The sequence below is a fragment of the Cupriavidus sp. MP-37 genome (genome assembly GCF_020618415.1).
Lineage (GTDB): Bacteria > Pseudomonadota > Gammaproteobacteria > Burkholderiales > Burkholderiaceae > Cupriavidus.
In genome coordinates this window covers 723,072-749,243 of record NZ_CP085344.1, presented here as the reverse complement: position 1 = coordinate 749,243, position 26,172 = coordinate 723,072, and the positions used below count along the sequence as shown (strand labels likewise).

General features: G+C 68.2%; 23 protein-coding genes. 4 read left to right on the top strand and 19 right to left on the bottom strand.

Going from position 1 to position 26,172, the window contains the following annotated elements:
- Nucleotides 1–25: 25 nt before the first annotated feature.
- From LIN44_RS03540 to coq7, 17 genes are all read right to left on the bottom strand, one after another.
- Entirely contained in the window at nt 26–532 is a 507-nt protein-coding gene (locus tag LIN44_RS03540) for a peroxiredoxin (protein ID WP_227313530.1), read from the bottom strand.
- Nucleotides 533–995: 463 nt separating this feature from the next.
- Nucleotides 996–2,189 carry a cell division protein FtsZ gene (gene ftsZ / locus LIN44_RS03535; RefSeq protein WP_227313529.1) on the bottom strand — a complete coding sequence of 398 codons (1,194 nt, stop codon included), beginning with the start codon at nt 2,187–2,189 and terminating at the stop codon, nt 996–998.
- Between the two features lie 179 nt (nt 2,190–2,368).
- On the bottom strand, nt 2,369–3,601 hold the full coding sequence (gene ftsA / locus LIN44_RS03530; RefSeq protein WP_010814765.1) for a cell division protein FtsA: 1,233 nt from the start codon (nt 3,599–3,601) through the stop codon (nt 2,369–2,371).
- The gene (locus LIN44_RS03525) at nt 3,598–4,536 is read right to left on the bottom strand and encodes a cell division protein FtsQ/DivIB (RefSeq protein ID WP_227313528.1); all 939 of its coding nucleotides are present in this window, start codon (nt 4,534–4,536) and stop codon (nt 3,598–3,600) included. Before LIN44_RS03525 ends, ftsA begins: the two co-directional genes overlap by 4 nt.
- 27 nt (nt 4,537–4,563) lie before the next feature.
- Complete coding sequence (locus LIN44_RS03520) at nt 4,564–5,547, bottom strand: D-alanine--D-alanine ligase (RefSeq protein WP_116337933.1); 984 nt, start codon at nt 5,545–5,547, stop codon at nt 4,564–4,566.
- Nucleotides 5,544–6,971: a UDP-N-acetylmuramate--L-alanine ligase gene (gene murC, locus LIN44_RS03515; RefSeq protein WP_227313527.1), complete on the bottom strand. Its 1,428-nt coding sequence runs from the start codon at nt 6,969–6,971 to the stop codon at nt 5,544–5,546. The genes LIN44_RS03520 and murC overlap by 4 nt, the downstream gene beginning before the upstream one ends.
- 21 nt (nt 6,972–6,992) lie before the next feature.
- Nucleotides 6,993–8,063 (bottom strand): undecaprenyldiphospho-muramoylpentapeptide beta-N-acetylglucosaminyltransferase, encoded by a 1,071-nt coding sequence (gene murG / locus LIN44_RS03510; RefSeq protein ID WP_227313526.1) that lies wholly within the window; start codon nt 8,061–8,063, stop codon nt 6,993–6,995.
- A 109-nt stretch (nt 8,064–8,172) separates the two neighbouring features.
- Nucleotides 8,173–9,414 (bottom strand): putative lipid II flippase FtsW, encoded by a 1,242-nt coding sequence (gene ftsW, locus LIN44_RS03505; RefSeq protein ID WP_227313525.1) that lies wholly within the window; start codon nt 9,412–9,414, stop codon nt 8,173–8,175.
- The gene (gene murD, locus LIN44_RS03500; protein ID WP_227313524.1) at nt 9,411–10,922 is read right to left on the bottom strand and encodes a UDP-N-acetylmuramoyl-L-alanine--D-glutamate ligase; all 1,512 of its coding nucleotides are present in this window, start codon (nt 10,920–10,922) and stop codon (nt 9,411–9,413) included. Before murD ends, ftsW begins: the two co-directional genes overlap by 4 nt.
- A gap of 73 nt (nt 10,923–10,995) precedes the next feature.
- Complete coding sequence (mraY, locus tag LIN44_RS03495) at nt 10,996–12,165, bottom strand: phospho-N-acetylmuramoyl-pentapeptide-transferase (protein ID WP_012353957.1); 1,170 nt, start codon at nt 12,163–12,165, stop codon at nt 10,996–10,998.
- 13 nt (nt 12,166–12,178) lie between these two features.
- Nucleotides 12,179–13,579 carry a UDP-N-acetylmuramoyl-tripeptide--D-alanyl-D-alanine ligase gene (murF, locus tag LIN44_RS03490; RefSeq protein WP_227313523.1) on the bottom strand — a complete coding sequence of 467 codons (1,401 nt, stop codon included), beginning with the start codon at nt 13,577–13,579 and terminating at the stop codon, nt 12,179–12,181.
- Nucleotides 13,576–15,147, bottom strand: a complete 1,572-nt coding sequence (locus LIN44_RS03485; RefSeq protein ID WP_227313522.1) for a UDP-N-acetylmuramoyl-L-alanyl-D-glutamate--2,6-diaminopimelate ligase — start codon at nt 15,145–15,147, stop codon at nt 13,576–13,578. Before LIN44_RS03485 ends, murF begins: the two co-directional genes overlap by 4 nt.
- A gap of 10 nt (nt 15,148–15,157) precedes the next feature.
- On the bottom strand, nt 15,158–16,963 hold the full coding sequence (locus LIN44_RS03480; RefSeq protein ID WP_227313521.1) for a penicillin-binding protein 2: 1,806 nt from the start codon (nt 16,961–16,963) through the stop codon (nt 15,158–15,160).
- On the bottom strand, nt 16,963–17,274 hold the full coding sequence (gene ftsL / locus LIN44_RS03475) for a cell division protein FtsL (protein WP_227313520.1): 312 nt from the start codon (nt 17,272–17,274) through the stop codon (nt 16,963–16,965). Before ftsL ends, LIN44_RS03480 begins: the two co-directional genes overlap by 1 nt.
- Nucleotides 17,271–18,266, bottom strand: a complete 996-nt coding sequence (gene rsmH / locus LIN44_RS03470; RefSeq protein WP_227313519.1) for a 16S rRNA (cytosine(1402)-N(4))-methyltransferase RsmH — start codon at nt 18,264–18,266, stop codon at nt 17,271–17,273. Before rsmH ends, ftsL begins: the two co-directional genes overlap by 4 nt.
- 7 nt (nt 18,267–18,273) lie before the next feature.
- Nucleotides 18,274–18,702, bottom strand: a complete 429-nt coding sequence (gene mraZ, locus LIN44_RS03465) for a division/cell wall cluster transcriptional repressor MraZ (RefSeq protein ID WP_018006227.1) — start codon at nt 18,700–18,702, stop codon at nt 18,274–18,276.
- 437 nt (nt 18,703–19,139) lie between these two features.
- Nucleotides 19,140–19,763: a 2-polyprenyl-3-methyl-6-methoxy-1,4-benzoquinone monooxygenase gene (gene coq7, locus LIN44_RS03460; protein WP_227313518.1), complete on the bottom strand. Its 624-nt coding sequence runs from the start codon at nt 19,761–19,763 to the stop codon at nt 19,140–19,142.
- A gap of 337 nt (nt 19,764–20,100) precedes the next feature.
- On the opposite strand from coq7, the gene LIN44_RS03455 reads away from it, so the two are divergent.
- The 4 genes from LIN44_RS03455 (at nt 20,101) to LIN44_RS03440 (ending at nt 23,512) form a co-directional block, all read left to right on the top strand.
- Entirely contained in the window at nt 20,101–21,234 is a 1,134-nt protein-coding gene (locus tag LIN44_RS03455; RefSeq protein WP_227313517.1) for a porin, read from the top strand.
- 183 nt (nt 21,235–21,417) lie between these two features.
- The gene (locus tag LIN44_RS03450; protein WP_227313516.1) at nt 21,418–22,419 is read left to right on the top strand and encodes a tripartite tricarboxylate transporter substrate binding protein; all 1,002 of its coding nucleotides are present in this window, start codon (nt 21,418–21,420) and stop codon (nt 22,417–22,419) included.
- 146 nt (nt 22,420–22,565) lie between these two features.
- Nucleotides 22,566–23,069 (top strand): MarR family winged helix-turn-helix transcriptional regulator, encoded by a 504-nt coding sequence (locus LIN44_RS03445; RefSeq protein ID WP_227313515.1) that lies wholly within the window; start codon nt 22,566–22,568, stop codon nt 23,067–23,069.
- Nucleotides 23,066–23,512, top strand: coding sequence for a hypothetical protein (locus tag LIN44_RS03440; RefSeq protein WP_227313514.1), 447 nt, complete (start codon nt 23,066–23,068; stop codon nt 23,510–23,512). The genes LIN44_RS03445 and LIN44_RS03440 overlap by 4 nt, the downstream gene beginning before the upstream one ends.
- A 69-nt stretch (nt 23,513–23,581) precedes the next feature.
- On the opposite strand, the gene LIN44_RS03435 is transcribed toward LIN44_RS03440, so the two are convergent.
- Together LIN44_RS03435 and LIN44_RS03430 are read right to left on the bottom strand one after the other, a co-directional pair.
- Nucleotides 23,582–25,264 carry a long-chain fatty acid--CoA ligase gene (locus tag LIN44_RS03435; protein ID WP_227313513.1) on the bottom strand — a complete coding sequence of 561 codons (1,683 nt, stop codon included), beginning with the start codon at nt 25,262–25,264 and terminating at the stop codon, nt 23,582–23,584.
- A gap of 188 nt (nt 25,265–25,452) precedes the next feature.
- Nucleotides 25,453–26,115 (bottom strand): TetR/AcrR family transcriptional regulator, encoded by a 663-nt coding sequence (locus LIN44_RS03430; protein ID WP_227313512.1) that lies wholly within the window; start codon nt 26,113–26,115, stop codon nt 25,453–25,455.
- Nucleotides 26,116–26,172: the final 57 nt, after the last annotated feature.

The window sequence follows — 26,172 nt, the reverse complement described above, 5'->3', positions numbered from 1 at the left end:
ATCCACGTTTACCCGGATGACTGTGTCAGCCACGCAACGCCGCCAGCACGGCCTCGGCGCTGCTGACGCGGAATTCGCCCGGTGCCTCGACGTCGAGCCGCGTCACCACGCCATCGTCGATCACCATCGCGTAGCGCTTCGAGCGCACCCCCATGCCGCGCGCGTTCAGGTCCTGGTCCAGGCCCAGTGCGCGGGTCCACTCGGCGCTGCCATCGGCCATCATCCGCACCTTGCCGGCCACCTGCTGCTCGCGGCCCCACGCGCCCATCACGAAGGCATCGTTGACCGAGACGCACCAGACCTCGTCCACGCCGGCGTCGCGCAACGCCTCGGCATGCTGCACGAAGCCCGGCACATGCTTGGCCGAACACGTCGGCGTGAAGGCGCCGGGCAGGCCGAACACCACGATCCTGCGGCCGCGGACCAGGTCCGCCACCTTGAAGGCATTGGGGCCGAGCGCGCAGCCGTTGCTTTCGGTCTCGAAAAATTCCTGAAGCGTGGCGTCGGGGACGCGGGAACCGACAGTGATCATGGCTTTCTGGTTTTCCTTGGCTGTCTGAACGGGTCTATGAAGGATAGGACGGATGCGGGGTCGCATGGCGGCGCGTTGCCGCAGGGCAACCTAACGATCATAGGCGCCCGGCCGGCACTGCCAAAGCCGGATCACATCCCGTGACATTCGGACAAATCGATCCAGCTGAAGACGCTACAAAAGACGTCCGCGCGGCGCACCTTTTGGGTGCGCCGCGCGGACGGCGATACATCCCGACCGGGAAGGCGGGAAACCAGTCCGGGGAGGCGGCCAGCGGCACGCCCGACCCGGCGACGGGATGCGGGTGAAGCGCAGTCCGGCACAGGCGCGGCGCCGCCAGCAGCCCGGCGGTTCACGTCAGCCATGCAAGGCACGCGCGGATGGGGAGCGCACGTGCATCGCGACCAGGCGACGCGTTCCGTCAGGCGGCCGGTGGAGGCACCGATGCCGCGCCAGGCAGGCTTCAGTCTGCCTGCTTGCGCAGGAAGGCCGGGATGTCGTACGTATCCACACCCTTTTCCTGCAGCGCCGCCACGTGGGCCGACGCCGACTCACGCGAGCTGCGCCACACTGCCGGCGTATCCAGGTTGCTGTAGTCGGGCGAGCTGTGCGTGGCGGCGGTGGCGGCCATGTTGGCCATCATCTGCACCGGCATGTTGTCGGTGCCGGTCTTCAGCAGCGTCATCGGCTGCTGCTTCTTGGCCGAGCGGCCCAGGCCGGTCGCGACCACGGTCACGCGCAGCGCATCGCTCATCGAGTCGTCGTACACCGTACCGAAGATCACGGTCGCATCTTCCGCGGCGTAGCTGCGGATGGTGTTCATGACTTCCTTGGTTTCCGACAGCTTGAGCGAACGGCTGGCGGTGATGTTGACCAGCACGCCGCGCGCGCCGGACAGGTCCACGCCTTCCAGCAGCGGGCTGGCCACGGCCTGCTCGGCCGCCAGGCGGGCGCGGTCGACGCCCGACACGGTGGCCGTCCCCATCATGGCCTTGCCCTGCTCGCCCATCACCGTCTTGACGTCTTCGAAGTCGACGTTGACCAGGCCGTCAACGTTGATGATCTCGGCAATGCCGGCCACCGCGTTGTGCAGCACGTCGTCGGCGCACTGGAAGCACTTGTCCATCTCGGCGTCGTCGCCCATCACTTCGAACAGCTTCTCGTTGAGCACCACGATCAGCGAGTCGACGCTCGATTCCAGCTCGCTGGAACCGTGCTCGGCCACCTTGGCGCGGCGCGCGCCTTCGAAGTCGAACGGCTTGCTGACCACGCCCACGGTCAGGATGCCCATCTCCTTGGCCACCTGCGCGACGATCGGCGCGGCGCCCGTGCCGGTGCCGCCGCCCATGCCGGCAGTGATGAAGACCATGTGCGCGCCGCGCAGCGCGTCGGCGATCTGATCGCGCGCCGATTCGGCGCAGTTGCGGCCCACTTCCGGCTTGGCGCCGGCGCCCAAGCCCGTATTGCCGAGCTGCAGCACGCGCGAAGCGGTCGAACGCTTGAGCGCCTGGGCGTCGGTGTTCATGCAGATGAATTCGACGCCTTGCACGCCGCGGCTGATCATGTGCTGCACGGCATTGCCGCCCGCGCCGCCCACGCCGACCACCTTGATGATGGTGCCGTCCTGCACTTCCGTTTCGATCATGTCAAAGTCCATCACTGCCTCCGAGAAAAATCAGTCCCCAGACGATGCGGCCTCCCCGCCGCAACCCCTGGTTTCTGAACAAGAAACCAAAAAAAGAAAACCTGAAAACCGTTACCTGGCACGCAAGCCTGTCCGGTAGACCGTCCTGCCTGCGCACCGTTGCATCGCCGGCGCGTCAATCCGCGCGCGGCTCAGAAATTGCCAACGAACCATTCCTTCATGCGGGTCCACACCTGCTTGACCGACCCGCTCTGCACCGCCACCTTGCGTCCGCGCATGCGTTGCACGCGGCCTTCCAGCAGCAGGCCCATCACCGTCGCGTAGCGCGGGCTCTTCACCACCTCGTGCAGGTTGCCGCGATACTCGGGCACGCCGACGCGCACGGGCTTGAGGAAGATGTCCTCGCCCAGCTCGACCATGCCCGGCATCATCGCGGTCCCACCGGTGATGACCACGCCCGACGACAACAGTTCTTCATAACCCGACTCGCGCACCACCTGGTGCACCAGCGAGTACAGCTCTTCGATGCGCGGCTCGATCACCGCGGCCAGCGCCTGGCGGCTGAGCGTGCGCGTGCCGCGGTCGCCCACGCCCGGCACCTCGATCATGTCGTCCGGGTCGGCGATCGCCTGCTTGGCGATGCCGTACTGGATCTTGATGTCCTCGGCGTCGGGCGTCGGCGTGCGCAGCGCCATCGCGATATCGTTGGTGATCTGGTCGCCGGCGATGGGGATCACGGCCGTATGGCGGATCGCGCCTTCGCTGAAGATGGCGATGTCGGTGGTGCCGCCGCCGATGTCGACCAGCACCACGCCCAGTTCCTTCTCGTCCTCGGTCAGCACGGCCAGGCTCGACGCCAGCGGCTGCAGGATCAGGTCGTGCACTTCCAGGCCGCAGCGGCGCACGCACTTGACGATGTTCTGCGCCGCGCTGACCGCGCCGGTGACGATATGCACCTTCACTTCCAGGCGGATGCCGCTCATGCCGATGGGCTCGCGCACGTCTTCCTGGCCGTCGATGATGAATTCCTGCGTCAGGATGTGCAGGATCTGCTGGTCGGTCGGGATATTGACCGCCTTGGCGGTCTCGATCACGCGCGCGACGTCGGTCTGCGTGACCTCCTTGTCCTTGATCGCCACCATGCCGCTGGAGTTGAAGCTGCGGATATGGCTGCCGGCAATGCCGGTGAAGACCTCCGAAATCTTGCAGTCGGCCATCAGCTCGGCCTCTTCCAGCGCCTTCTGGATCGACTGCACGGTGGCCTCGATGTTGACCACGACCCCTTTCTTCAGACCCTTGGACTCAGACTGGCCCATCCCGATCACCTCGTAGCTGCCGTCGGGGCGCAGCTCCGCCACCACGGCCGCCACCTTCGAGGTGCCGATATCGAGACCGACCAACAGGTCCTTGTATTCCTTGCTCATCGGGTTTTCTCCGCGTTCTTGCTCTTCAGTCGCGTCGGATTGTTGTTGGATGTACCTGAAACCGTTGCGGCCGCCCCCGGCCTGGCGGCGCTATTCGTCGCACTCGCCGCCTTCGCCTTGGCCGCTTTCTCGGCCTTTTCGGCCCGCACTGCCGCCGCGATCTGCGCCTCGGTCAGGAAGCGCGCATTGGCGGCGCGGATGGCAAAGCCGTTGGGATAGCGCAGGTCGGCGTATTCGATCTGGCTGCCCCATTGCTGCGTGACCTGCGGCCAGGCGGCGACGAAGCGGCGCACGCGCTGGTCCATCGCGGTGCGGTCCTCGTCGTTCTGCTCGCGGCCCAGCTCGACCTCCATGCCGTTGGACAGGCGCGCGCGCCAGGCGTAGCGGCCGGACAGCGCCACTGCCAGCGGCTCGGCCTTGAGCGGCTTGAACCACTGGCGCATCACCTCGAGCTTCTCGATCACGTCGCCTTCGCTGTCCGGCGGCCCGTCCAGCGCCAGCAACTGCGCGTCCTCTTCGGCCTCGGCGGTGTTGGCGACAAAGATCTCGCCATAGGTATTGATCAGCCGGCCGCTGTCGGGCGCGCCCCAGGTGCCCAGCGCCTCGTGCTCCTCGACCTCGACCGCGAGCCCGTTGGGCCATTCGCGCCGCACGCTGGCGCGCCGCACCCACGGCACCGACTCGAACGCCTGGCGCGCCGCGTTGAGGTCAAGCGTGAAGAAGTTGCCGGCGAGCTTGCCCAGCGCACTGGCGCGCACGCTGGGCGCATTCACGTGGCGCAGCGCGCCGCCATCCATCGGCCCGATCTCCACATGCGTGATGGCAAACACCGGCCGCTGCGCCAGCCACAGCAGGCCCGCCGCGAGCGCCATCAGCGCCACCACCGCATACAGCGTGGAGGCGATCAGGTTGAGCAGGCGTGCGTTATGCCACATGGTCCGGTGCGGTCCTGTCGGGTGAAGTTATTCGGGTTTCCAATGCTCGTTGGGATGGAGATCCAGCGTGGCGGCGGCCACCACCTGCAGCACGAAGTCCTCGTAGCTGATGCCGACCGCGCGCGCCGCCATCGGCACCAGCGAATGGCCGGTCATGCCGGGCGAGGTATTCATCTCGAGCAGGAAAGGCGTGCCGTCGGCGCGCAGCATCACGTCGGCGCGCGCCCAGCCGCGGCAGCCCAGCACGCGGTAGGCCTGCACCGCCAGCGCCTGCACCTGCCGTTCGACTTCGGCATCCAGGCCCGACGGACACAAGTACTGGGTATCGTCAGTAAAGTACTTATTTTGATAGTCGTAGTTGGCCTCGGGCGCGACGATGCGGATCACCGGCAGCGCTTCGGCGCTATCGCCCTCGCCCACCACCGGGCAGGTCAGCTCGGCGCCGTCGACGAAGGTCTCGGCGATGACGTCGTTGTCGAGCGCCGCGGCCTTGTCGAAGGCGGCGCGCATCTGGTCGGCAGCGGTGACCTTGGTCAGGCCGATCGACGAGCCCTCGCGCGCCGGCTTGACGATCAGCGGCAGGCCCAGGTCGGCCGCCACCGCGTCAAAGTCGGTGTCTGCATGCAGCATGGCGAAGCGCGGCGTGGCCAGGCCGTGCGTCATCCACAGGCGCTTGGTGGCCTGCTTGTCCATGGCCAGCGCCGACGCCAGCACGCCGCTGCCGGTGTACGGCACGCCCAGCTGCTCGAGCAGGCCCTGGATGGTGCCGTCCTCGCCGTAGCGGCCGTGCAGCGCGATGAAGACGCGGTCGAAGCCGGCCGCGGCCAGCTCGGCCACGCCCTGCAGGCCCGGGTCGAAGCCGTGCGCGTCGACGCCGCGCGACTGCAGCGCGGCCAGCACGCCGTTGCCGGACATCAGCGAGATCTCGCGCTCGGCCGAGCGGCCGCCCAGCAGCACGCCGACCTTGCCCAGGGACTTGGGGTCGATATTGGGATGGGCGACGAAGCTCATGCCTGGCTCCCTTGCTGCAGCGGTTGCTGGTGCGACACCAGTTGGCCCGGCACGCCGCCGATCGAACCCGCGCCCATGGTCACGACCACATCGCCGGGCCGTACGGCATTCAGGATGGCCTGCGGCATCTCTTCCATCTGCTCTACAAAAACAGGTTCGACCTTGCCGGCCACGCGCAGCGCGCGGGTCAGCGCACGGCCGTCGGCGGCCACAATCGGGGCTTCGCCGGCGGCATAGACCTCGGCCAGCAGCAGGGCATCGACCGTGCCCAGCACCTTGACGAAGTCCTCGAAGCAATCGCGCGTACGGGTAAAGCGATGCGGCTGGAACGCCAGCACCAGGCGCCGATTCGGGAACGCGCCGCGCGCGGCGGCCAAGGTGGCGGCCATCTCCACCGGATGGTGGCCATAGTCGTCCACCAGCGTGAAGGTGCCGGCGCCGTCGGGCGTGGCGACCTCGCCGTAGCGCTGGAAGCGGCGGCCAACGCCGTGGAACTCGCGCAGCGCCTTGACGATGGCGGCATCGGGCACTTCCAGCTCGGTGGCGATGGCGATCGCCGCCAGCGCGTTCTGCACGTTGTGCAGGCCGGGCAGGTTCAGCACGATCTCCAGCGGCGGCTCGGCATGGCCGTTGAGCTGGCGCAGCACGGTGAAGTGCATCTGGCCGTCGACCGCGCGCGCATCGACGGCGCGGATCTGCGCATCTTCGGCAAAGCCGTAGCGCACCACCGGCTTGGACACGAACGGCAGGATCTCGCGCACGTTGGGGTCGTCGACGCACAGCACCGCGATGCCGTAGAACGGCAGCCGCTGGGTGAATTCGATGAACGCCTGCTTGAGCCGGGCAAAGTCGTGCCCGTAGGTGTCCATGTGGTCGGCATCGATATTGGTGATGACCTCGATCACCGGGAACAGGTTCAGGAACGAGGCATCCGATTCGTCGGCCTCGGCCACGATAAAGTCGCCGGTGCCCAGGCGCGCGTTGGCGCCGGCCGAGTTCAGCCGGCCGCCGATGACGAAGGTCGGGTCGAGGCCGCCTTCGGCCAGCACCGATGCCACCAGGCTGGTGGTGGTGGTCTTGCCGTGCGTGCCGGCAATGGCCACGCCCTGCTTCAGCCGCATCAGCTCGGCCAGCATCACCGCGCGCGGCACCACCGGGATGCGCTGGCTGCGTGCGGCCAGCACTTCGGGGTTGTCGCCGCTGACCGCGGTCGACACCACCACCGCGTTGGCGCCGCGCACGTTGGCGGCGTCATGGCCGTGCATGACGGTGGCGCCCAGCGACGCCAGGCGCCGCGTGGCGGCGTTGTTGCCCACGTCCGAGCCCGAGACCTTGTATCCCAGGTTCAGCAGGACCTCGGCGATGCCGCTCATGCCGGCGCCGCCGATGCCCACGAAGTGGATGTTCTTGACGATATGCTTCATTGGATTGCTGCTTCGCTCACTTCAGTCCCTGGCCAGCTCGCGGCAGACCTCGGCGACGCGCCGGGTTGCCTCAGGCCGGGCCAGTCCGCGCGCCAGGCGCGCCATGTCTTTCAGCTGCGGCCGGGTCAGGCTGGCAATGGTCTGCGCCAGGCCCTCGGCCGTCAGGTCTTTCTGCTGCACGAGCAGGGCCGCGCCCTGGCTCGACAAAAACTGTGCGTTGGTGGTCTGGTGGTCGTCCACCGCATGCGGGAACGGCACGAACAGCGCCGCCACGCCCGCCGCCGCCACTTCCGACACCGTCATCGCCCCGGCGCGGCAGATCACCAGGTCGGCGTCGGCATAGGCGCGCGTCATGTCGTCGATGAACGGCAAGGTCTGCGCCGGCACCTGCGCCGCGGCGTAGTTGGCGCGCAGCGTGTCGATCTGCTTCGCGCCCGCCTGGTGCGTCACCACCGGACGCTGGTCCTGCGGCAACATTGCGATCGCCTTGGGCACCACCTCGTTGAGCGCTGCGGCGCCCAGGCTGCCGCCCACCACCAGGATGCGCAGCGGGCCGTCGCGCCGGTCGTAGCGCGCCTCGGGCGCGTCCAGCTGCGCCAGCTCCTCGCGCACCGGGTTGCCGGTCCATTCACTGCCGGGCAGTGCATCGGGGAACGCGCACAGCACGCGGTCCGCCACCCTGGCCAGCACCTTGTTGGCGAGGCCTGCGATCGAGTTCTGCTCGTGCAGCACCAGCGGCCGCCCCAGCAGCGACGCCATCATGCCGGCCGGGAAGGTGATATAGCCGCCCATGCCCAGCACCACGCTCGGACGCACCCGGCGCAGCGCGGCAAGGCTCTGCCAGAACGCGCGCAGCAGGTTCAGCGGCAGCAGGAACTTGGTCACCAGCCCCTTGCCGCGCAACCCGCCGAACTGGATGAACTCCATCGGGATGTCGTGCTTGGGCACCAGCGTGGCTTCCATGCCGGTGCGGTTGCCCAGCCAGACCACGTTCCAGCCCTGCGCGCGCAGCGCCTGCGCGACCGCCAGCCCGGGGAACACATGTCCCCCGGTGCCGCCGGCCATCACGAGCAGGGTGCGCGGCTGCGTCATACCTTCCCTCCGCGCATCAGCACGCGATTTTGGCTTCGGCCGCTGCGCTTAACTTCCTGCTGACGCAGGAAGTTAGCCTTCGCCGAAACCGTGTATTGCTGCGCTCCGGTCATACCTTCCCTCCGCGCATCAATACACGGTTTTCATAATCAATGCGAAGGAGGATCGCCAGCGCCACGCAATTCATCAGGATGCCCGAGCCGCCATAGCTGACCAGCGGCAGCGTCAGCCCCTTGGTCGGCAGCAGCCCCAGGTTCACGCCCATGTTGATAAAGGTCTGCCAGCCGATCCAGACGCCGATGCCCTTGGCCACCAGCCCGGCAAAGGTGCGGTCCAGCTGCAGCGCGGTGCGGCCGATGTTGAAGGCGCGCCGCACCAGCCAGTAGAACAGCACGATCACCACCAGCACGCCGATAAAGCCGAATTCCTCGCCGATCACGGCGAGGATGAAGTCGGTATGCGCCTCGGGCAGGTAGTGCAGCTTTTCGATGCTGCCGCCCAGCCCCACGCCGGTCCATTCGCCGCGGCCGAAGGCGATCAGCGAGTGCGTCAGCTGGTACGCCTTGCCCAGCGCGTTGCTCTCTTCCCACGGATTCAGGTAGGCGAAGATGCGCTCGCGCCGCCAGGGCGATGCGGTGATCAGCAGCGCGAATGCGCCCACCGCCACCCCGACCAGCCCGGCGAAGAGCTTGCCGTTGATGCCGCCCAGGAACAGGATGCCCATCGCCACCGCGGCGATCACCAGGAACGCGCCCATGTCGGGTTCGAGCAGCAGCAGCAAGCCCACCACCACCACCGCCACGCCCATCGGCAGGAAGCCCTTGGACACGGTCTGCATCCACTCCTGCTTGCGCACGGTGTAGTTGGCGGCATACAGCACCACCGCCAGCTTCATCAGCTCGGACGGCTGGAAGTTCATCACGCCCAGCGGAATCCAGCGCCGCGCGCCGTTCACGCCCTTGCCCACGAACGGCACCAGCACGATCACCAGCAGGATCAGCGCGAAGATGAAGAGCTTGGGCGCGTAGCGGTCCCACACCTTGACCGGCACCTGGAACGCCGCCAGCCCGACCGACAGCCCGATACCCAGCGCGAACGCATGGCGCACCAGGAAGTGGCTTTCGCGATAGTTGGCGTAGCGCGGCGAGTCCGGCAGCGCGATCGACGCCGAGTAGACCATCACCAGGCCGAGCGCGAGCAGCACGATCGAGACCCACAGCATGGGCTGGTCGTACTCCATCATGCGCGAACGGGTCGGCTTGACGCCCGACACCGCGTCGCGCAGGCCGCCCCAGGCATTGCCGATGGTGGCGCCGATAAAACCGCTGCGCTTGACCTGTGCGTCACTCATGGCAGGATCCCCCGGGACAGCGCCAGTTCTTCCACCGCGCCGCGGAACACCTCGGCGCGATGCACGTAGTTGCGGAACATGTCGAGGCTGGCGCACGCCGGCGACAGCAGCACCGCGTCGCCGGCCTGGGCCAGCGCGGCGGCCTGCGTCACCGCCTCTTCCAGCGTGGCGGCATCGACCAGGCTGGCGCCGCTGCCCTGCAGCGCCTCGCGTAACTCAGCCGCGGCGCGGCCGATCAGCACCACCGCGCGCGCGTACTGCGCCACCGGCGCGGCCAGCGGCGAGAAGTCCTGCCCCTTGCCCTCGCCCCCGGCGATCAGCACCACGCGCTTGTCCAGGCCCGACAGTGCGGCCACGGTGGCGCCCACGTTGGTGCCCTTGCTGTCGTCGAAGTACTCGACGTCGTCGATGGTGGCGACCCACTCGACGCGGTGCGGCTCGCCGCGGTACTCGCGCAGGCCGTGCAGCAGCGCGTTCAGCGGCAGGTCGATGGCGCGGCACAGCGCCAGCGCGGCCATCGCGTTGGTGGCGTTGTGCATGCCGCGGATATGCAGCGCATCGGCCGGCATCAGGCGCTTGTGGCGCACCGGCACCGCTTCCGGCGCGGCTTCGGCAGCCTTGCGGCGGCGCGGCTTGCCCTCCCCTTCCGCATCGGGATCGGGCTCGGCCAGCACCAGCCAGGGCATGCCGCCTTCGCGCAGGATGCCGAAGCTGCCCGGCACTTCGGGCAGGTCGATGCCGAAGGTCACCGGCGTCGAGCCGGGGCGTGCCATGTCCAGCGTCAGCCGGTCGTTGCGGTTCAGCACCTGCACGCACGCGTGGCCGGCCGGGCCGAAGATGCGTGCCTTGGACGCGGCATAGGCTTCCATCGAGCCGTGCCAGTCGAGGTGGTCCTGCGTCACGTTGAGCACCGTGGCGGCATGCGGTGCCAGCGTATGGGTGGTTTCCAGCTGGAAGCTCGACAGCTCCAGCACCCAGACCTCCGGCAGCGACGCCGAGGCGATGCAGGCCGACAGCTTGTCCAGCGCCGACGGGCTGATATTGCCTGCCACCGCCACGCTCTTGCCGGCGCGCTCGACCAGGCGGCCGGTCAGCGCGGTGGTGGTGGTCTTGCCGTTGGTGCCGGTGATCGCCAGCAGCTTCGGCGCATAACCGGACTCGGCCTCGAGGTGGCGCAGCGCGCGCACGAACAGCTCGATCTCGCCCCACACCGGGATGCCGCGCGCCTGCGCCGCCGCCAGCAGCGCAGCGGTGGCGGGCTCGAGCGGCGACAAGCCGGGGCTGATCGCCACCAGGCCGATGCCGTCGAGCAGATCCTCGGTGAACGGGCCGCCGGCGAATTCGGCCGACGTCAGTTCGGCCTGCAGGAACACAAGGTTGGCGGGCGCCTCGCGCGTGTCGGCCACGCGCACCGCGCAGCCGTTCAGGCCACACCAGCGCGCCATGGCCAGCCCCGACTCGCCGAGGCCCAGTACCAGCACATGAGGTTTTTGCAGCTCGCCAAACACTTCGATTTCCTGCCTTTGGTTTCCTGTATCGATATAGGCTGCGCCGGCTTCGGCGCAGCGTCTTCCCGAACTCTTAACGCAGCTTCAGCGTCGACAACCCGATCAGCACCAGCAGCATGGTGATGATCCAGAAGCGCACCGTGACCTGGGTTTCCTTCCAGCCGCCCAACTCAAAATGGTGATGCAGCGGCGCCATCCGGAACAGCCGCCTGCCCTCGCCATAGCGGCGCTTGGTGATCTTGAACCAGGTGACCTGCGCCATCACCGACAGTGTTTCCACCACGAAGATGCCACCCATCACGAACAGCACGATCTCCTGCCGCACGATCACCGCCACCGTGCCCAGCGCGCCGCCCAGCGCCAGCGCGCCGACGTCGCCCATGAACACCTGCGCCGGATGCGCGTTGAACCAGAGGAATGCCAGCCCCGCGCCGCCGAGCGCCGAGCAGAAGATCAGCAGCTCGCCCGCGCCCGGGATATGCGGGAACAGCAGGTATTTGCTGTAGACCGCGTTGCCCATCACGTAGGCAAACACCCCCAGCCCGCCGCCGACCAGCACCACCGGCATGATCACCAGGCCGTCGAGGCCGTCGGTCAGGTTGACGGCGTTGCTCGAGCCCACGATCACCAGGTAGGTCAGCACGATGAAGCCGGCCACGCCCAGCGGGTAGCTGATCTCCTTGAAGAAGGGCACGATCAGGTTGGACTTGTACGGCATGTCCAGCGACAGCCCGCCCTCGACCCAGTTCAGGAACAGTTCCCAGACCCGCACATTGCTGCTCTCGGACACCGAGAACGCCAGGTAGACCGCCGCCACCAGGCCGATCAGCGTCTGCCAGAAAAACTTCTCGCGGCTCGACATGCCGCGCGGGTCGCGATACACCACCTTGCGGTAGTCGTCGACCCAGCCGATCGCGCCATAGCCGAAGGTGACCAGCATCACCACCCAGATAAAGCGGTTGCCCCAGTCGCACCACAGCAGCGTCGACACGGCGATCGACACCAGCACCAGCACGCCGCCCATGGTGGGCGTGCCGGACTTGACCAGGTGCGTCTGCGGGCCGATGGTGCGCACCGCCTGGCCGACCTTCAGCTCGGTCAGCTTGCGGATCACCCACGGCCCGAACGCCAGGCCGATCACCAGCGCGGTGACGTTGGCCATCACCGCGCGGAAGGTCAGGTAGTTGACGACCCGGAGGAAGCTGTAGTCGTTTTGCAGCCACTGGGCCAGAGCCAATAACATCGTGTTGTCTTATTTAGTGTGCGGAAGTGTCTGCGACCAGCGCCGCGACCATCCGTTCCATGCGCATGAAGCGCGATCCCTTCACCAGCACGGCGCCCGCTTGCGCCACCATGCCCCCGCTGTCTTCCTCCAAGGCCTTTGCCAGCTCTTCCGCGCTGCCGAAATGGCGGCCGTTGGCGCCGAACGCCTGTACCGCGTGCACCGCCAGCGCGCCGGTGGCCCACAGCACGTCGATGCCGCGCGCCCGGGCGTAGGCACCGATCTCGTCGTGGAACGCCGGGCCCTGGTCGCCCACCTCGCCCATGTCGCCCAGCACCAGCACGCGCGGCGCGGCAAAGCCGGCCAGCACGTCGATGGCGGCGCGCATCGAGTCGGGGTTGGCGTTGTAGGTGTCGTCGATCACCACCGTGCCGGCCGGCGTGTACTTGACCTGCAGCCGCCCCTTCACGGGCTTGAACGCCTCCAGGCCCGCCTGGATTGCCGGCACGTGCACGCCGGCGGCGAGCGCGCAGGCGATCGCCGCCAGCGCGTTGCGCACGTTGTGCTCGCCCAGCAGCGCCAGCCGCACCTCGAAGGCATGGCCCGGCGCGCGCACCTGCATCACCTGCACGCCATCGACCAGCGCCACGGTGGCGTGCACGTCGGCCTGCTGCGAGGTGCCGAACGACAGCACGCGGCGCGCGCCCGCGGCCGCGCGCCACACCGGGGCGTAGGCGCCGCCGCTTTCCGCGTCGAGCGGGAACACCGCCACGCCGTCGGCCGGCAGTGCGGCGATGGCGGCGGCGTGCTCGTGCGCCACGGCTTCCACGCTGACCATGAACTCCTGGTGCTCGCGCTGCGCGTTGGTGATCACCGCCACGGTGGGCTGGGCGATGCCGGCCAGGTAGACCGTCTCGCCCGGATGGTTCATGCCCAGCTCCAGCACCGCCAACTGGTGCGTGGCGCGCAGGCGCAGCACCGTCAGCGGCAGGCCGATGTCGTTGTTCAGGTTGCCGCCGGTGGCCAGGCGCTGGTCTTCGCCGACGGCCGCGGCGAAGATCGCCGCGATCATTTCCTTGACCGTGGTCTTGCCATTGCTGCCGGTCACCGCCACCGCCGGCAGCGTGAACTGGCGGCGCCAGCCGGCGCCCAGTTCGCCCAGCGCGAGACGCGTGTCCGGCGCAACGATGGCCGGCACCCCGGCGTCGACCTCGCGGCTCACCAGCACCGCGGCGGCGCCGCGCGCGACCACGTCGGCAATGAAGTCGTGCGCGTCGAAGCGCTCGCCCTGCAGGGCCACGAACAGGTCGCCGGCCTCGACGCTGCGGCTGTCGGTATGCACGCGCGCGAACGGCACGGCGCCGTCGCCGGCGATACGCGCGCCGGCGATCCAGCCGGCGGCTTGCTGCAAGGTGGTCATGGTGGTCTGGCTCATGCCGATACTCCGCGTGTGGCCAGTGCCAGACGTACGTGTTCGCGATCCGAGAACGGGCGCTTGCGGCCCTGGATCTCCTGGGTGGCCTCATGGCCCTTGCCCGCCACCAGCACCACGTCGGCCGGCGCCGCGTGCCGCACGGCATAGAGGATGGCGGCGGCGCGGTCTTCGATCTGGCGCCCGCGCGCGCGCTCGGCCATGCCGTCGGCAATCGCGTCGAGGATGTCCTGCGGATCTTCGCTGCGCGGGTTGTCGCTGGTCAGCACGACTTCGTCGGCCAGGCGCTCGGCCACGGCGCCCATCAGCGGGCGCTTGATCGGGTCGCGGTCACCGCCGCAGCCGAACACGCACCACAGGCGGCCGTGGCGCGCCTGCGCCACCGGGCGCAACGCGGCCAGGGTCTGCTCGAGCGCGTCGGGCGTGTGGGCGTAGTCGACCACCGCCAGCGGCGCCTGCGCGGCGTCATGGCCGCTGCCGGCGCCGAACAGTTCCATCCGTCCTTCCACCGGCGCCAGCGCGCGCAGCGCGGCAATCGCCGCATCCCACGCCACCCCGCTGGCCAGCGCGGCGCCCAGCACTGCGAGCAGGTTGCTGACATTGAAGGCGCCGATCATCGGCGTCGCCATTTCCGCGTGGCCAAAGCTGCCGTCGATATGGAAGGCGGTGCCGGTGGCCGTGGCGCGCACGTTGGTGGCGCGCAGCCATGCGCCGCGCGGGCCGCGCACCGTGGCGGCGGCGGGGCCGTCGATGCCGTATTCGATCACGTGCGGCGCGGCCACGGCGGCGGCGTCGGCCGCCAGCAGGCGCTGGCCCATGGCGTCGTCGCGGTTGATCACCGCGGTGCGCAGGCCGTCCCAGCGGAACAGGCGCGCCTTGGCGGCCTCGTACTCGGCCATCGAGCCGTGGTAGTCGAGGTGGTCCTGGGTCAGGTTGGTCAGCACCGCCACCGAGAAATGCGTGCCCGCCACGCGCTCCTGCTCGAGGCCGTGCGACGACACTTCCATCGCCACGGCGCGCGCGCCGGCGTCGTGCAGCGTGGCCAGGCTGGCCTGCAGCTGCACCGCGTCGGGGGTGGTGAAGCCGGTTGCCTGCAGCGCGTCCGGGAAGCCCGTGCCGAGCGTGCCGATGGCCGCGCAGCGCGTGCCGGCCGCCTGCAGCACCCGCGCCAGCCACTGGCTGCATGAGGTCTTGCCGTTGGTGCCGGTAATGCCGGTCACGGCCAGGCCGCGCGCCGGGTTGCCGTGCCAGCCGGCGGCGATCGGGCCGGCCAGCTGGTGCAGGCGGCTCACGGCCAGGTGCGGCACGGCGTCGCCGAAGGGCCAGTCGAAGCCGTCGGCCTCATAGACCACGGCGCCGGCGCCGGCGGCAATCGCCTGCGCGATATAGGGCCGGCCGTCGGTGGCGAGGCGGTCGTTGCCCAGCACGTAGGCGAAGAACACATCGCCGCGCGCCAGGCGCCGGGTATCGCCGCTCAGCTGCGCCGCGGCGGCCACGTTGGTACGCAGCCAGGCCAGCGCGTTGCTGGCCTGGGCGGTGACCTCGAGGGGGAGCAGGGGCTTGGCCGTCATCGGGTCGATCTCATTGGGTCGAGCTCCACGGTTCGCTTTCCTGCACCTTGTCGCTGACCACCAGCTGGCGGATCGGCGAATCGGGCTGGACGTTCAGCGCGCGCAGCGTGCCGCCGGTGATGGCCGCGAACGCCGGACCGGCGACCAGGCCGCCGTAGTGGCTGCCGGCGGTAGGCTCGTCCACGCTGACGGCGACGATGATGCGCGGGTTCGACATCGGCGCCAGGCCGATGAACGAGGCGCGGTACTTGCTGCGGTTGTAGCCGCGCCCTTCGTGCTTGTAGGCGGTGCCGGTCTTGCCGCCGACGCGGTAGCCCATCACCTGCGCCTCGGGCGCGGTGCCGCCGGGCGCGGTCACGGTTTCCATCATCGCGCGCACGTCGCGCGCCACCTGCGGCGACAGGATGCGCTCGCCGGTGGCGGGGCCGTTGGTGCGGAACATCGTCACCGGGATCAGCTCGCCATCGTGCGCGAAGATGGTGTAGGCATGCGCCATCTGGAACAGCGACACCGACAGGCCGTAGCCATATGACATGGTGGCCTGCTCGATCGGGCGCCAGCTCTTGTACGGGCGCACGCGCCCGGCCACCGCGCCGGGGAAGCCGATCTTGGGCGCCTGGCCCAGGCCGATGCTGGTGTACATGTCCCACATTTCCTGCGGCTTCATCATCATCGCGATCTTGGTCGTGCCGATGTTGGACGACTTCTGGATCACGCCGGTGACGGTGAGCGCGCCGTAGTTGTGGGTATCGGTGATGGTGGCGCCTTCGAACTGGTACTTGCCGGTGGTGGCGATCACCGTCGACGGCGACACGCGCTTGAGCTGCAGCGCCAGCCCCACCGTGATCGGCTTCATCATCGAGCCGGGCTCGAAGGTGTCGGTCAGCACGCGGTTGCGCAGCTGCTCACCCGACAGCCGGGTGCGGTCGTTGGGGTTGTAGGTGGGCCAGTTGGCCAGCGCCAGCACCTCGCCGGTCTGGGCGTCGAGCACCACCGCGCTGGCGGCCTTGGCCTTGTGCTTCTCTACCACCGCCTTGAGCTCGTTGTAGGCCAGGTACTGGATCTTGGCGTCGATCGACAGCTGGATGTCCTCGCCATCGCGCGGGGTCTTCAGCACGCCGATGTCCTCGACCACGCGGCCGAGCCGGTCCTTGATCACCTGGCGCGCGCCGGCGCGGCCGGCCAGGCCGCTCTCGCGCGCCAGCTCGACGCCTTCCTGCCCGCGGTCCTCCACGTTGGTGAAGCCGACGATATGCGCCATCGCCTCCCCTTCCGGGTAGAAGCGCTTGTATTCGCGGGTCTGGTGGATGCCTTCGATCTTCAGCGCGGCAATCTTGTCGGCGACGTCGGGCAGCACCTGGCGCTTCAGGTAGACAAAGCCCTTGTCCTCGGACAGCTTCTTGCTCAGGTCCTTCTCGGACATGCCGAGCAGCCGGGCCAGCTGGCGGATCTTGGCCGCCTCGACCTGGTTGGGCACGTCCTCGGGCACCGCCCAGATTGCCTTGACCGGCAGGCTGGTGGCCAGCACCAGGCCGTTGCGGTCGAGGATCTTGCCGCGCGTGGCCGGCAATTCCAGCGTGCGCTGGAAGCGCTTCTTGCCCTCGGCCTCGTAGAACTGGTTGCCCGGCCCCTGGATCCAGGCCGCGCGCAGGGCCAGCGCGACGAACGCCGCGAACATCAGGAACACCACCAGCTTGGAGCGCCACATCGGCAGGCGCAGGCCCAGCACCGGGCTGGCGGCGAACTGGCCGCTGCGCGGGCGCGAGGCGGTGCCGTTGCGGTCGCGGCGGGGCGGGTTGGGGCGGGCCATGCTCATCAGCGCGCCTCCGCTGCGCTGGCCGGCGCGGACGGTGCCGGCGGCAGCACGATGCCCGACAGGTACTGGGTCTTGCCGGGGTTGATCGGGGCCATCTTCAGCTGCGCGCGCGCGGCGTCGGCAATGCGCGCGCTCTTGCCGAGCGCGCTCTGCTGGTATTGCAGGCGCGACCAGTCGACATCGAGTTGCCTTTCTTCGGCCTGGGCCCGCTCCAGCGCGACGAACAGCGTGCGCGCCTGGTGCTGCGCGCTCACCAGCGACAGCGCGCACAGGATCAGCGCGGCCAGCAGGAAGAAGGTCAGGCGGTTCATGCGCGCGCCCCTGCGCCGGCGGGCGCTGCGGCCAGCTTTTCGGCGACGCGCATCACCGCCGAGCGCGCGCGCGGGTTGGCGGCCACCTCTGCGGCGCCCGGCTTGTAGCGCCCCAGCAGGCGCAGCGTCGGTTGCGGCAGGTCGGCCGCGCGCAGCGGCGCGCGGCGCAGCGCCGGATCGGCATCCTGCTGGGGACGGGCGTGCGCCGCCATGAACCGCTTGACGATGCGGTCCTCCAGCGAATGGAAGCTGATCACCACCAGGCGTCCCCCAACCTGCAGCAGGTCATAAGCCGCCTTCAGCCCTCTTTCGAGGTCCTCAAGCTCTTGATTGATGTGAATCCGTAGAGCCTGAAAGGTGCGGGTCGCAGGGTCCTGACCCTTCTCGCGTGTTTTGACGGCTTTCGCCACGAGCGCGGCAAGGTCGGCAGTAGTGGCGACGGGTCCGCCATCGCCGGATTCGCTCCGGCGAGCAACAATCGCCTTTGCAATCTGTATAGCAAACCGTTCTTCCCCATAGTCTCGTATCACCCTGGCAATGTCCTGCTCATCCGCCTGCGCCAGCCACTGGGCGGCAGTGATGCCGCGCGTGGTGTCCATGCGCATGTCCAGCGGGCCCTCGAAACGAAAGGAAAACCCCCTCGCCGCCTCATCGATCTGGGGCGAGCTGATCCCCAGGTCGAGCAGCACGCCGGCGACATGGCCGCGCCCCGACAGGCGCTCGGCCATCGCCGCAAAGCTCGCGTGCTCAATGGAGAAGCGGGCATCCTTGATGGTGCCCGCTTCTGCGATTGCTGCTGGGTCCTTGTCGAACGCAACCAGGGCCCCGTCTGGCCCCAGCCGGGCCAGTACCGCCCGGCTGTGCCCTCCCCTGCCGAAGGTGCCGTCGACGTAAACCCCGTCGGGCCGCCAGACCAGCGCGTCGACGGCCTCGTCCAGCAGCACGGTGCGATGGTGCAGGGCGGGGGTTGCCGGGGTTCCGGTAGGACTCATGACCTCTTCAGAAAGAGAAATTCTTCAATGCTTCGGGCATGCCCTGCGCCATCGCCTGTTGCTCCTTGGCGGCGTAGGTTGCGGCATCCCACACTTCGAAATGGCTGCCCATGCCGAGCAGCATGACTTCCTTGTCGAGCATGGCGGCACTGCGCAGCTCCGGTGCGATCAGCACCCGGCCCGCGCCGTCCATTTCCACGTCGGCGGCGTTGCCCAGGAAGATGCGCTTCCACCAGTGCGCATCCATCGGCAGCGCTGCAATGCGCGTGCGGAAGTTTTCCCACTCGGGCCGGGGAAACAGCAGCAGGCAGCCATCCGGGTGCTTGGTCAGCGTCACCCGGCCCTCGGCCTGCTGTTGCAGCGCTTCGCGATGCCGGGACGGAATCGACATCCGCCCCTTGGCATCCAGCGACAGCGCCGATGCTCCCTGAAACAAGCTTGCTCCCGGTCCATGCCGGCGCCGCGAACGCTTCGCCGGCCGGCATGCGCGTGAATCCTTCCGTTCCGGCTATGGCGAGAATCATCCCACGGCCGGGGCCCAATTTCACACAAAAATACACTTCCTCACACTATTTCCCACTTTAGAGGAAGCGATATGGGCGGTCAAGGCTGCAGGCCGGGGTGCAAACGAGATTTTTTTAATCAGAACAATGACTTAGCGCGCACACCTCACGCACCGGAAAAGTGATTCCTTAATGAAATGAAGATGTTAGGGAGGAAAGCAGAGAAACCACCTGAGAACCACTTGCGGAGGAACTGCCGACCACGCGGGAAAGACCTGTCCCGGCGCGCGCCCCGAGGATACAACAAATGCCCGCCAGCCCTGCTGAATCCAGGGCTCGGCGGGAGCCGCCCGGGCTCGGACGACGGACCTCAGATGCGGTAGGCGGCGGTGGTCATCACGCGCGAGGCACCGCGCATCAGCGCCCGCACCGGCGCCGGCAACGGCATGCCGCCGGCCTCGCGCGCGGCGTCGCCGTGGCGGATCTCGTCGTCGCGCATCTGTTCCAGGATGGCGCGGGAGCGGCCGTCGGACTCGGGCAGGCGGTCCAGGTGTCCGCCGAGGTGGTGCTCGACCTGGCGCTCGGTCTCGGCAACGAAGCCAAGGCTGACGCGATCGCCGGCACGGCCGGCGACCCAGCCGATGGCGAAGGCGCCGGCGTACCACAGGGGATTGAGCAGGCTGGGACGCGAACCCAGTTCGCGCAGGCGCTCGGCGCACCAGGCCAGGTGGTCTTCCTCTTCGCGCGCGGCGGCGTCCATCTGCGCGCGCACGGCACCGTTGCGCGCGGTCAGCTTCTGCGCCTGGTACAGGGCTTGCGCGCAGACCTCGCCGACATGGTTGATGCGCATCAGGCCGGCCACATGGCGGCGCTCTTCGGGGCTCATCTGTTCGGTTTCCGGCGCCAGCCGGTCGGCCGGGTTGGCGCGCGCCGAACGCGTGGCGCCGGCAATGGCGCGCAGGGCCACGTCGAATTCTTTGATCAGGTTGTCCATGTCGCAGAGGCGGTTGGAATCGGTGCCCGGGCAAGCCCCTGCCATGGTGGGGTGCGCGGCCGCGGCGCGGCACGCCGGGGCGCCATCGGGATTACCCGTATTGTAGCTTGCCTCTAATCGCCGCCAGCCCGCATCCCGCCTTGCGTTGATACGCCTGGCTACTCACAAACCCTGAGTTGTTAAAACAAGACAAGGGGTTGGGCCCCAATGGTGAACGAAAAGTTGTTTGTTACAGTACTTCGCAACTTCGAAGGAAGTTTGACGCACGGGGGATGGAGACCATCAGGAGGTTCTTCCGCGCCGTCACCAATAATTCTTACAGTGGAGATCAACGAGCATGAAGAAATCGCTTCTGGCGCTGGCAGCGCTTGGCGCATTTGCTGGGGCGGCGCAGGCCCAATCGAGCGTGACCCTGTACGGTGTGGTCGATGCCAACATCGAATACGTGAGCAACATGTCCAGCGTCACCCCGTCGGCCGCCAATGGCCTGGCAACCGGCCCGGCGGAAAACGTCTTCCGGCTGACCTCGGGCGGCCTGTCCGGTTCGCGTTGGGGTCTGCGCGGCGTGGAAGACCTCGGCAGCGGCCTGAAGGCGCTGTTCGTGCTCGAAAGCGGTTTCGGCCTGGATGATGGCCGCTTGCAGCAAGGCGGCCGCCTGTTCGGTCGTCAGGCTTATGTCGGCCTGGAAAGCAACCAGGTTGGTCGCTTCACCTTCGGTCGCCAGTACACCACGCTGTTCGACATGATGGCCAACTTCTCGCCGACCGGCTACGCCACCCAGTATGAGCCGGTGGTGGCGCAGCTGGGCCTGAACTTCCGCTCGGACAACACCGCCAAGTACACCGGCAAGTTCGGTCCGGTGACGGCAATCGCCCACTGGTCGTTCGGCAACGGCGTGGCCGGCGCCGGCGAGGTCCCGGGTCAGTTCCGCCGCGACACCGGCTACGGTGCCGGCCTGGCGTGGGCGGCAGGTCCGTTCGGCATTTCGGCGGCCTACGACCAGTACAACCCGACCCTGAACGCCGCCGGCGGCACCGGCGAGTTCAAGAAGGCCGCGGTTGCCGCGAGCTACGCCTTCGGCCCGGCCAAGCTGATGGCCGGCTACCGCTGGGGCATGAACAAGGCACCCAACGAGAACACCATCCTGAAGGACAACTACTACTGGGTCGGTGCCAACTACCAGGTCACCCCGGCGCTGGGCCTGACGCTCGCCTACTTCTATGACGACGTCAAGAACCTGAACCTGGCCGCCACCGGCACCACCAACAACATCAAGAACCCCTGGCAGATTTCGTTTGTCGCGGACTACAACCTGTCCAAGCGCACCGACGTCTACCTGACCACCGCCTACGCGAAGAACGCCGGCGTCAACTTCGACACCTCGGCCATCAGCTTCGCCAACGGCTACTTCCTGGGCACCGGCAAGGACAACATGGTCGGCGTCGCGGTGGGCATCCGCCACAAGTTCTGATCCGCCTTCCAAGGCCGATCCTGCAAGGCACCTTCGGGTGCCTTTTTTCATTGCGCCACCGTGCGCGCACGCCATAGGGCATCCATAGGGCATCACCTCATCGGCGCCGCCGCGGGTGCCGACTAGAATGCACTGACCATACGCACCGTGGGCTATCCAGCGGGCCACAACAGGAGACCAAGCATGCAACCCACTCGCCGGCGCGTCGTTGCGCTGCTGCTGTCCGCCAGCCTCGGCGCGCTTGCCGCCCAGCCGGCGCTCGCCGCCGACCCGTATCCGGCCAAGCCGATCCGGCTGGTGGTGCCGTTTGCCGCGGGCGGCACCACCGACATCCTGGCGCGCGCGGTTGCGGCCGAACTCGGCAAGCTGCCAGGCTGGAACGTGGTGGTCGACAACAAGCCCGGCGCCGGCGGCAATATCGGCGCCGACATCGTCGCCAAGGCCGCGCCCGACGGCTATACGCTGCTGATGGGCACCGTCGGCACCCATGGCATCAACCAGTCGCTGTACGGCAAGCTGCCGTTCGACCCGATCAAGGATTTCGCGCCGATCACCGAGGTGGCGGCGGTGCCCAACGTGCTGGTGCTCAATCCGGCGTTTGCGCAGCAGCACAAGATCGACAGCGTCAAGGACCTGATTGCCTATGCGCGCGCCAATCCCGGCAAGATCAACATGGCCTCGAGCGGCAACGGCACCTCGATCCACCTGGCCGGCGAGCTGTTCAAGACGCAAACCCGGACTTTCATGGTGCACTTCCCGTACAAGGGCAGCGGTCCCGCGCTGACCGACCTGGCGGGCGGCACCATGCAGGTGATGTTCGACAACCTGCCGTCGTCGATGGCGCTGATCAAGAGCGGCAAGCTCAAGGCGCTGGCGGTGACCAGCGCAAAGCCGTCGCCGGCGCTGCCGGGCGTGCCCACCATCGCCCAGGCCGCCGGCCTGCCGCAGTACGAGGCCAGCTCCTGGTTCGGCATGCTGGCGCCGGCCGGCACGCCGACGGACGTGATCCAGCGCATCCATCAGGAAGTGGCCAAGGCCCTGGGCGCCCCGGCGGTGCGCGAACGGCTGCAGGCGCAGGGCGCCGAGCCGGTCGGCAACACGCCGGAGCAGTTCGCCGCGTTCATCCGCGCCGAAACCGCGAAATGGGCCAAGGTGGTCAAGGATTCGGGCGCCAAGGTGGATTGACGCACGCGGCGGCGCGGGCTTGATCGCCGGCAGGGCTGCGGCGCGTATCGCGCATATACTTGAGGCATCAAATGTCGGCCGCCCGCAGCGTGGGCGGCCCCAGGCGGCGCTTGCCGCACACCTGCCGCACACCTGCCGCACTGAAGATGCCCAACCTGTCTCCCGCCCCCGGCGCCGAGAGCGCGCCGGTCGACCTCGAAACCCGCGCCGACCACACCGAGCACGAGGCCCTGCGGCTATGGCTGCGGCTGCTGACCTGCACCAACCTGATCGAGGCGGATATCCGCTCGCGGCTGCGCCAGGAGTTCGCCTGCACCCTGCCCCGCTTCGACCTGATGGCCCAGCTCGACCGCCATCCCGAAGGGCTCAAGATGGGCGAGCTGTCGCGCCGCATGATGGTGACCGGCGGCAACGTCACGGGCATCACCGACCAGCTGCAGCAGGAAGGGCTGGTCTCGCGCGAGGCCCTGCCCACCGATCGGCGCGCCTATCTGATCCGCCTGACGCCGGCCGGGCGCGCCGCGTTCTCGCGCATGGCGCGCGCGCACGAGGACTGGATCGGGCAACTGTTCTCGGGCCTGGCCGAGACCGACCGGCGCGCCTTGTTCCGACTGCTTGGCCGGCTCAAATCCGGCCTGATCTCGCCATGAAACCGCATGCCATCCTTACCCTGGGCGGCCTGCTGCCGGTGCTGGCCGCCTGCAGCAGCACGCCGCAGCCGCCGCAGGTCACCCCGGTGAACGCCACCATCAAGCTGGGCCGTGTCACCGAAAGAGTGTTCCTGACCCGCCTGGACGTGGCCCAGGTGCCCCCTTACTACGGCGGCGGCACCAGCGTCGGCGTGGGTGCCGCCAGCGGCGGGCACGGCGGCGGCGTGGGGGTGGGCTTTGCCTTCGACCTGAGCCGGCTGTTCAGCAAGCCGGCGCCGGTGCAGCAAGTGGACCTGTTCCAGTACAAGGTGCGCACCCTGGACGGCGCCATGGTGTCGGCCAACGCACCGGCGGCGCCGGGGCTGGAGCCTGGCGCCTGCGTGCGCGTGATCTACCCCGACGGCGGCCAGGAGGCGCGGCTGGCGCCATCGAACGAGTGTTGACCCGGCATTGCCCTGCCTGAATGCACAACGGCCTCCGAGGAGGCCGTTGTCGTTTCCGTGGCGCCGGGTTCAGGCTGCGGCGCGGCTGTCGCGCAGTTCGCGGCGCAGGATCTTGCCGACGTTGGTCTTCGGCAGCTCGGTGCGGAACTCGACGTACTTGGGCCGCTTGTAGCCGGTCAGGCGCTCCTTGCAGAATTCGATCACGTCGGCCTCGGTCAGCGCCGGGTCCTTCTTCACCACGAACAGCTTGACCACCTCGCCCGAGTGCGTGTCCGGCACGCCGACCGCCGCCACTTCCAGCACGCCCGGGCACTCCGCCACCACGCCTTCGACCTCGTTCGGATACACGTTGAAGCCCGACACCAGGATCATGTCCTTCTTGCGGTCGACGATCCGGGTATAGCCGCGCTCGTCCATCATGCCGATATCGCCGGTCTTGAAGAAGCCATCCGGCGTCATGACCTTGGCGGTCTCGTCGGGACGGTTCCAGTAGCCGGCCATCACCTGCGGGCCGCGGATGCAGATCTCGCCCGGCTGGCCCAGCGGCACGTCGTTGCCGTCGTCGTCGCGGATCACGACTTCGGTCGACGGCAGCGGCATGCCGATGGTGCCGGAGAACGCATCGGTGTCGGTCGGGTTGCAGGTGGCCGAAGGGGAGGTCTCGGACAGGCCGTAGCCCTCGATGATGGGGCAGCCGGTCTTGGCCAGCCATTGCTTGGCCACCGCCTCCTGCACCGCCATGCCGCCGCCGTTGGCCACGCGCAGGCCGGAGAAGTCGACCTTGCCGATGTCGGGGTGGTTGAGCAGCGCGTTGTAGAGCGTGTTGACAGCCGGGAACATGTTGAACTTGTACTTCTGCAGTTCCTTGATGAAGCCCGGGATGTCGCGCGGATTCGGGATCAGCACGCTGGTGCCGCCGCTGCGCATGCCGAGCAGGCAGCAGACCGTCAGCGCGAAGATGTGGTACAGCGGCAGCGCCGTGATGGTGATGGGCTGGTCGATATGGGCGCCCTTGTTCAGCGCCGGCTGCATCCAGGCCTCGGACTGCAGCACGTTGGCGACCACGTTACGGTGCAGCAGCACCGCGCCCTTGGACACCCCCGTGGTGCCGCCCGTGTACTGCAGGAAGGCGATGTCGTCGGGCCCGGTGGTGGCCGGCTGCAGCGTCAGCTTGCGGCCTTCGGCCAGCACGCTGTTGAAGCGCACGCAGTTGGGCAGCTCCCACGCCGGCACCATCTTCTTGACGTTGCGCACGACGAAATTGACGATCGCGCCCTTCAGCCCGCCCAGCATGTCGCCCATGCTGGCCACCACCACGTGCTTGACCGGCGTCCGGGGCAGCACCTGCTGCAGCGTCGCGGCAAAGTTCTCCAGGATCACGATGGCTTCGGCGCCGCTGTCCTTGAGTTGGTGCTCGAGTTCGCGCGGGGTGTAGAGCGGGTTGACGTTGACCACCACGAAGCCCGCGCGCAGCACCGCGGCCAGCACCACCGGGTACTGCAGCACGTTCGGCATCATGATGGCGACGCGCGCGCCGGGACGCAGTCCGCGCGACTGCAGCCACGCGGCGAAATGGGTCGAGAGCCGGTCCAGTTCGCCGTAGGTGATGGCCTTGTCCATGCAGATGAAGGCCTTGCGGTCGGCATAGGTGTGGAAAGACGCCTCGAGCAGCGCGGCAAGCGAGCGGAACTGGCTGGCATCGATCTCGGCAGGGACGCCGGCCGGGTAGTGTTTCAGCCAAATTCTTTCCATAGCACCGTCTCCTGAATTTCTGAATGGTCGTTCGATTTTGCCGAGATGCTAAACGTGCGCCCCGGTTAAAACAACAACTTAGACGAAGTCCTCAGGGTCGTTCGCCCATCCTTTGCGCCCCTCGCGAGCATTATGCGCCACCGATCGGACATCGGCAGCGGGATAACCCCTAGGTGTCTGCGCCGCGCTCACCCGCCGCTGGGCAGTACCAGCTTCATCATGCTGGCCGCGAGTTCCTGCGCCAGGGTCTCGGGGTCGGTGCGCCCCGGTTCGTGCCAGGTGTACAGGAAGCCGACCACGCTGCCGATCGCATGCGCGGTCACGCGCGCGTCGCCAAAGGCGAACGCCCCGTCGCGCTTGCCTTCTTCCAGCAGCGCATAGAGGTCGCGATAGAAGTCCCGCGCCATGCTGTCGAGCCACGCCACGGTGTCCGGGCGCAGGTACTGCCGGTCGCGAAAGCTCAGCGTGGCCGGCACGTGGCAAGCGATGCAGCGCCGCGCCATCTCCAGCAGGCAGGCGTGCAGGCGCGCCTGGACGGGTTGCGCCGGGTCCGCGGTCTCGCGGATCACCGGCAGGCAGGTCTGGGCCGACTCCCGGCACAGGATGTCGAAGATCTCGTACTTGTCAGTGAAGTAGTAGTAGACCGCCGGCTTGGTCACGCCCAGCGCGCGGCACAGGTCGTTCATGGTCATGCCGGGATAGCCCTTGCTGTAGAACAGCTGCGCGGCGGTATCGAGGATCTGCCGGCGGCGCGCCTCCTGGCGCTCGGCGATATGCGGGCGGGCCGGCTGGGGCTCGGTCGGCGCGCCCGACGGCGGCGCCAGCGGTTCGGATCTGGGAGCAATCGACATGACGGCATTCTCGCACGGGCACATCGGCGCGGCACCGGGGTTGCCGCCCGAAGCCAG

Bases quoted from the DNA above. Each gene is read 5' to 3' on its own strand.
- LIN44_RS03430 (WP_227313512.1), bottom strand. From the start codon at position 26,115: ATGTCGATTGCTCCCAGATCCGAACCGCTGGCGCCGCCGTCGGGCGCG.
- LIN44_RS03440 (WP_227313514.1), top strand. From the start codon at position 23,066: ATGAAACCGCATGCCATCCTTACCCTGGGCGGCCTGCTGCCGGTGCTG.
- murC (WP_227313527.1), bottom strand. From the start codon at position 6,971: ATGAAGCATATCGTCAAGAACATCCACTTCGTGGGCATCGGCGGCGCC.
- LIN44_RS03435 (WP_227313513.1), bottom strand. From the start codon at position 25,264: ATGGAAAGAATTTGGCTGAAACACTACCCGGCCGGCGTCCCTGCCGAG.
- LIN44_RS03540 (WP_227313530.1), bottom strand. From the start codon at position 532: ATGATCACTGTCGGTTCCCGCGTCCCCGACGCCACGCTTCAGGAATTT.
- LIN44_RS03455 (WP_227313517.1), top strand. From the start codon at position 20,101: ATGAAGAAATCGCTTCTGGCGCTGGCAGCGCTTGGCGCATTTGCTGGG.
- murF (WP_227313523.1), bottom strand. From the start codon at position 13,579: ATGAGCCAGACCACCATGACCACCTTGCAGCAAGCCGCCGGCTGGATC.
- rsmH (WP_227313519.1), bottom strand. From the start codon at position 18,266: ATGAGTCCTACCGGAACCCCGGCAACCCCCGCCCTGCACCATCGCACC.
- mraY (WP_012353957.1), bottom strand. From the start codon at position 12,165: ATGTTATTGGCTCTGGCCCAGTGGCTGCAAAACGACTACAGCTTCCTC.
- LIN44_RS03485 (WP_227313522.1), bottom strand. From the start codon at position 15,147: ATGACGGCCAAGCCCCTGCTCCCCCTCGAGGTCACCGCCCAGGCCAGC.
- ftsZ (WP_227313529.1), bottom strand. From the start codon at position 2,189: ATGGACTTTGACATGATCGAAACGGAAGTGCAGGACGGCACCATCATC.
- LIN44_RS03520 (WP_116337933.1), bottom strand. From the start codon at position 5,547: ATGAGCTTCGTCGCCCATCCCAATATCGACCCCAAGTCCCTGGGCAAG.
- LIN44_RS03525 (WP_227313528.1), bottom strand. From the start codon at position 4,536: ATGTGGCATAACGCACGCCTGCTCAACCTGATCGCCTCCACGCTGTAT.
- murG (WP_227313526.1), bottom strand. From the start codon at position 8,063: ATGACGCAGCCGCGCACCCTGCTCGTGATGGCCGGCGGCACCGGGGGA.
- LIN44_RS03480 (WP_227313521.1), bottom strand. From the start codon at position 16,963: ATGAGCATGGCCCGCCCCAACCCGCCCCGCCGCGACCGCAACGGCACC.
- LIN44_RS03445 (WP_227313515.1), top strand. From the start codon at position 22,566: ATGCCCAACCTGTCTCCCGCCCCCGGCGCCGAGAGCGCGCCGGTCGAC.
- LIN44_RS03450 (WP_227313516.1), top strand. From the start codon at position 21,418: ATGCAACCCACTCGCCGGCGCGTCGTTGCGCTGCTGCTGTCCGCCAGC.
- ftsL (WP_227313520.1), bottom strand. From the start codon at position 17,274: ATGAACCGCCTGACCTTCTTCCTGCTGGCCGCGCTGATCCTGTGCGCG.
- coq7 (WP_227313518.1), bottom strand. From the start codon at position 19,763: ATGGACAACCTGATCAAAGAATTCGACGTGGCCCTGCGCGCCATTGCC.
- ftsA (WP_010814765.1), bottom strand. From the start codon at position 3,601: ATGAGCAAGGAATACAAGGACCTGTTGGTCGGTCTCGATATCGGCACC.
- ftsW (WP_227313525.1), bottom strand. From the start codon at position 9,414: ATGAGTGACGCACAGGTCAAGCGCAGCGGTTTTATCGGCGCCACCATC.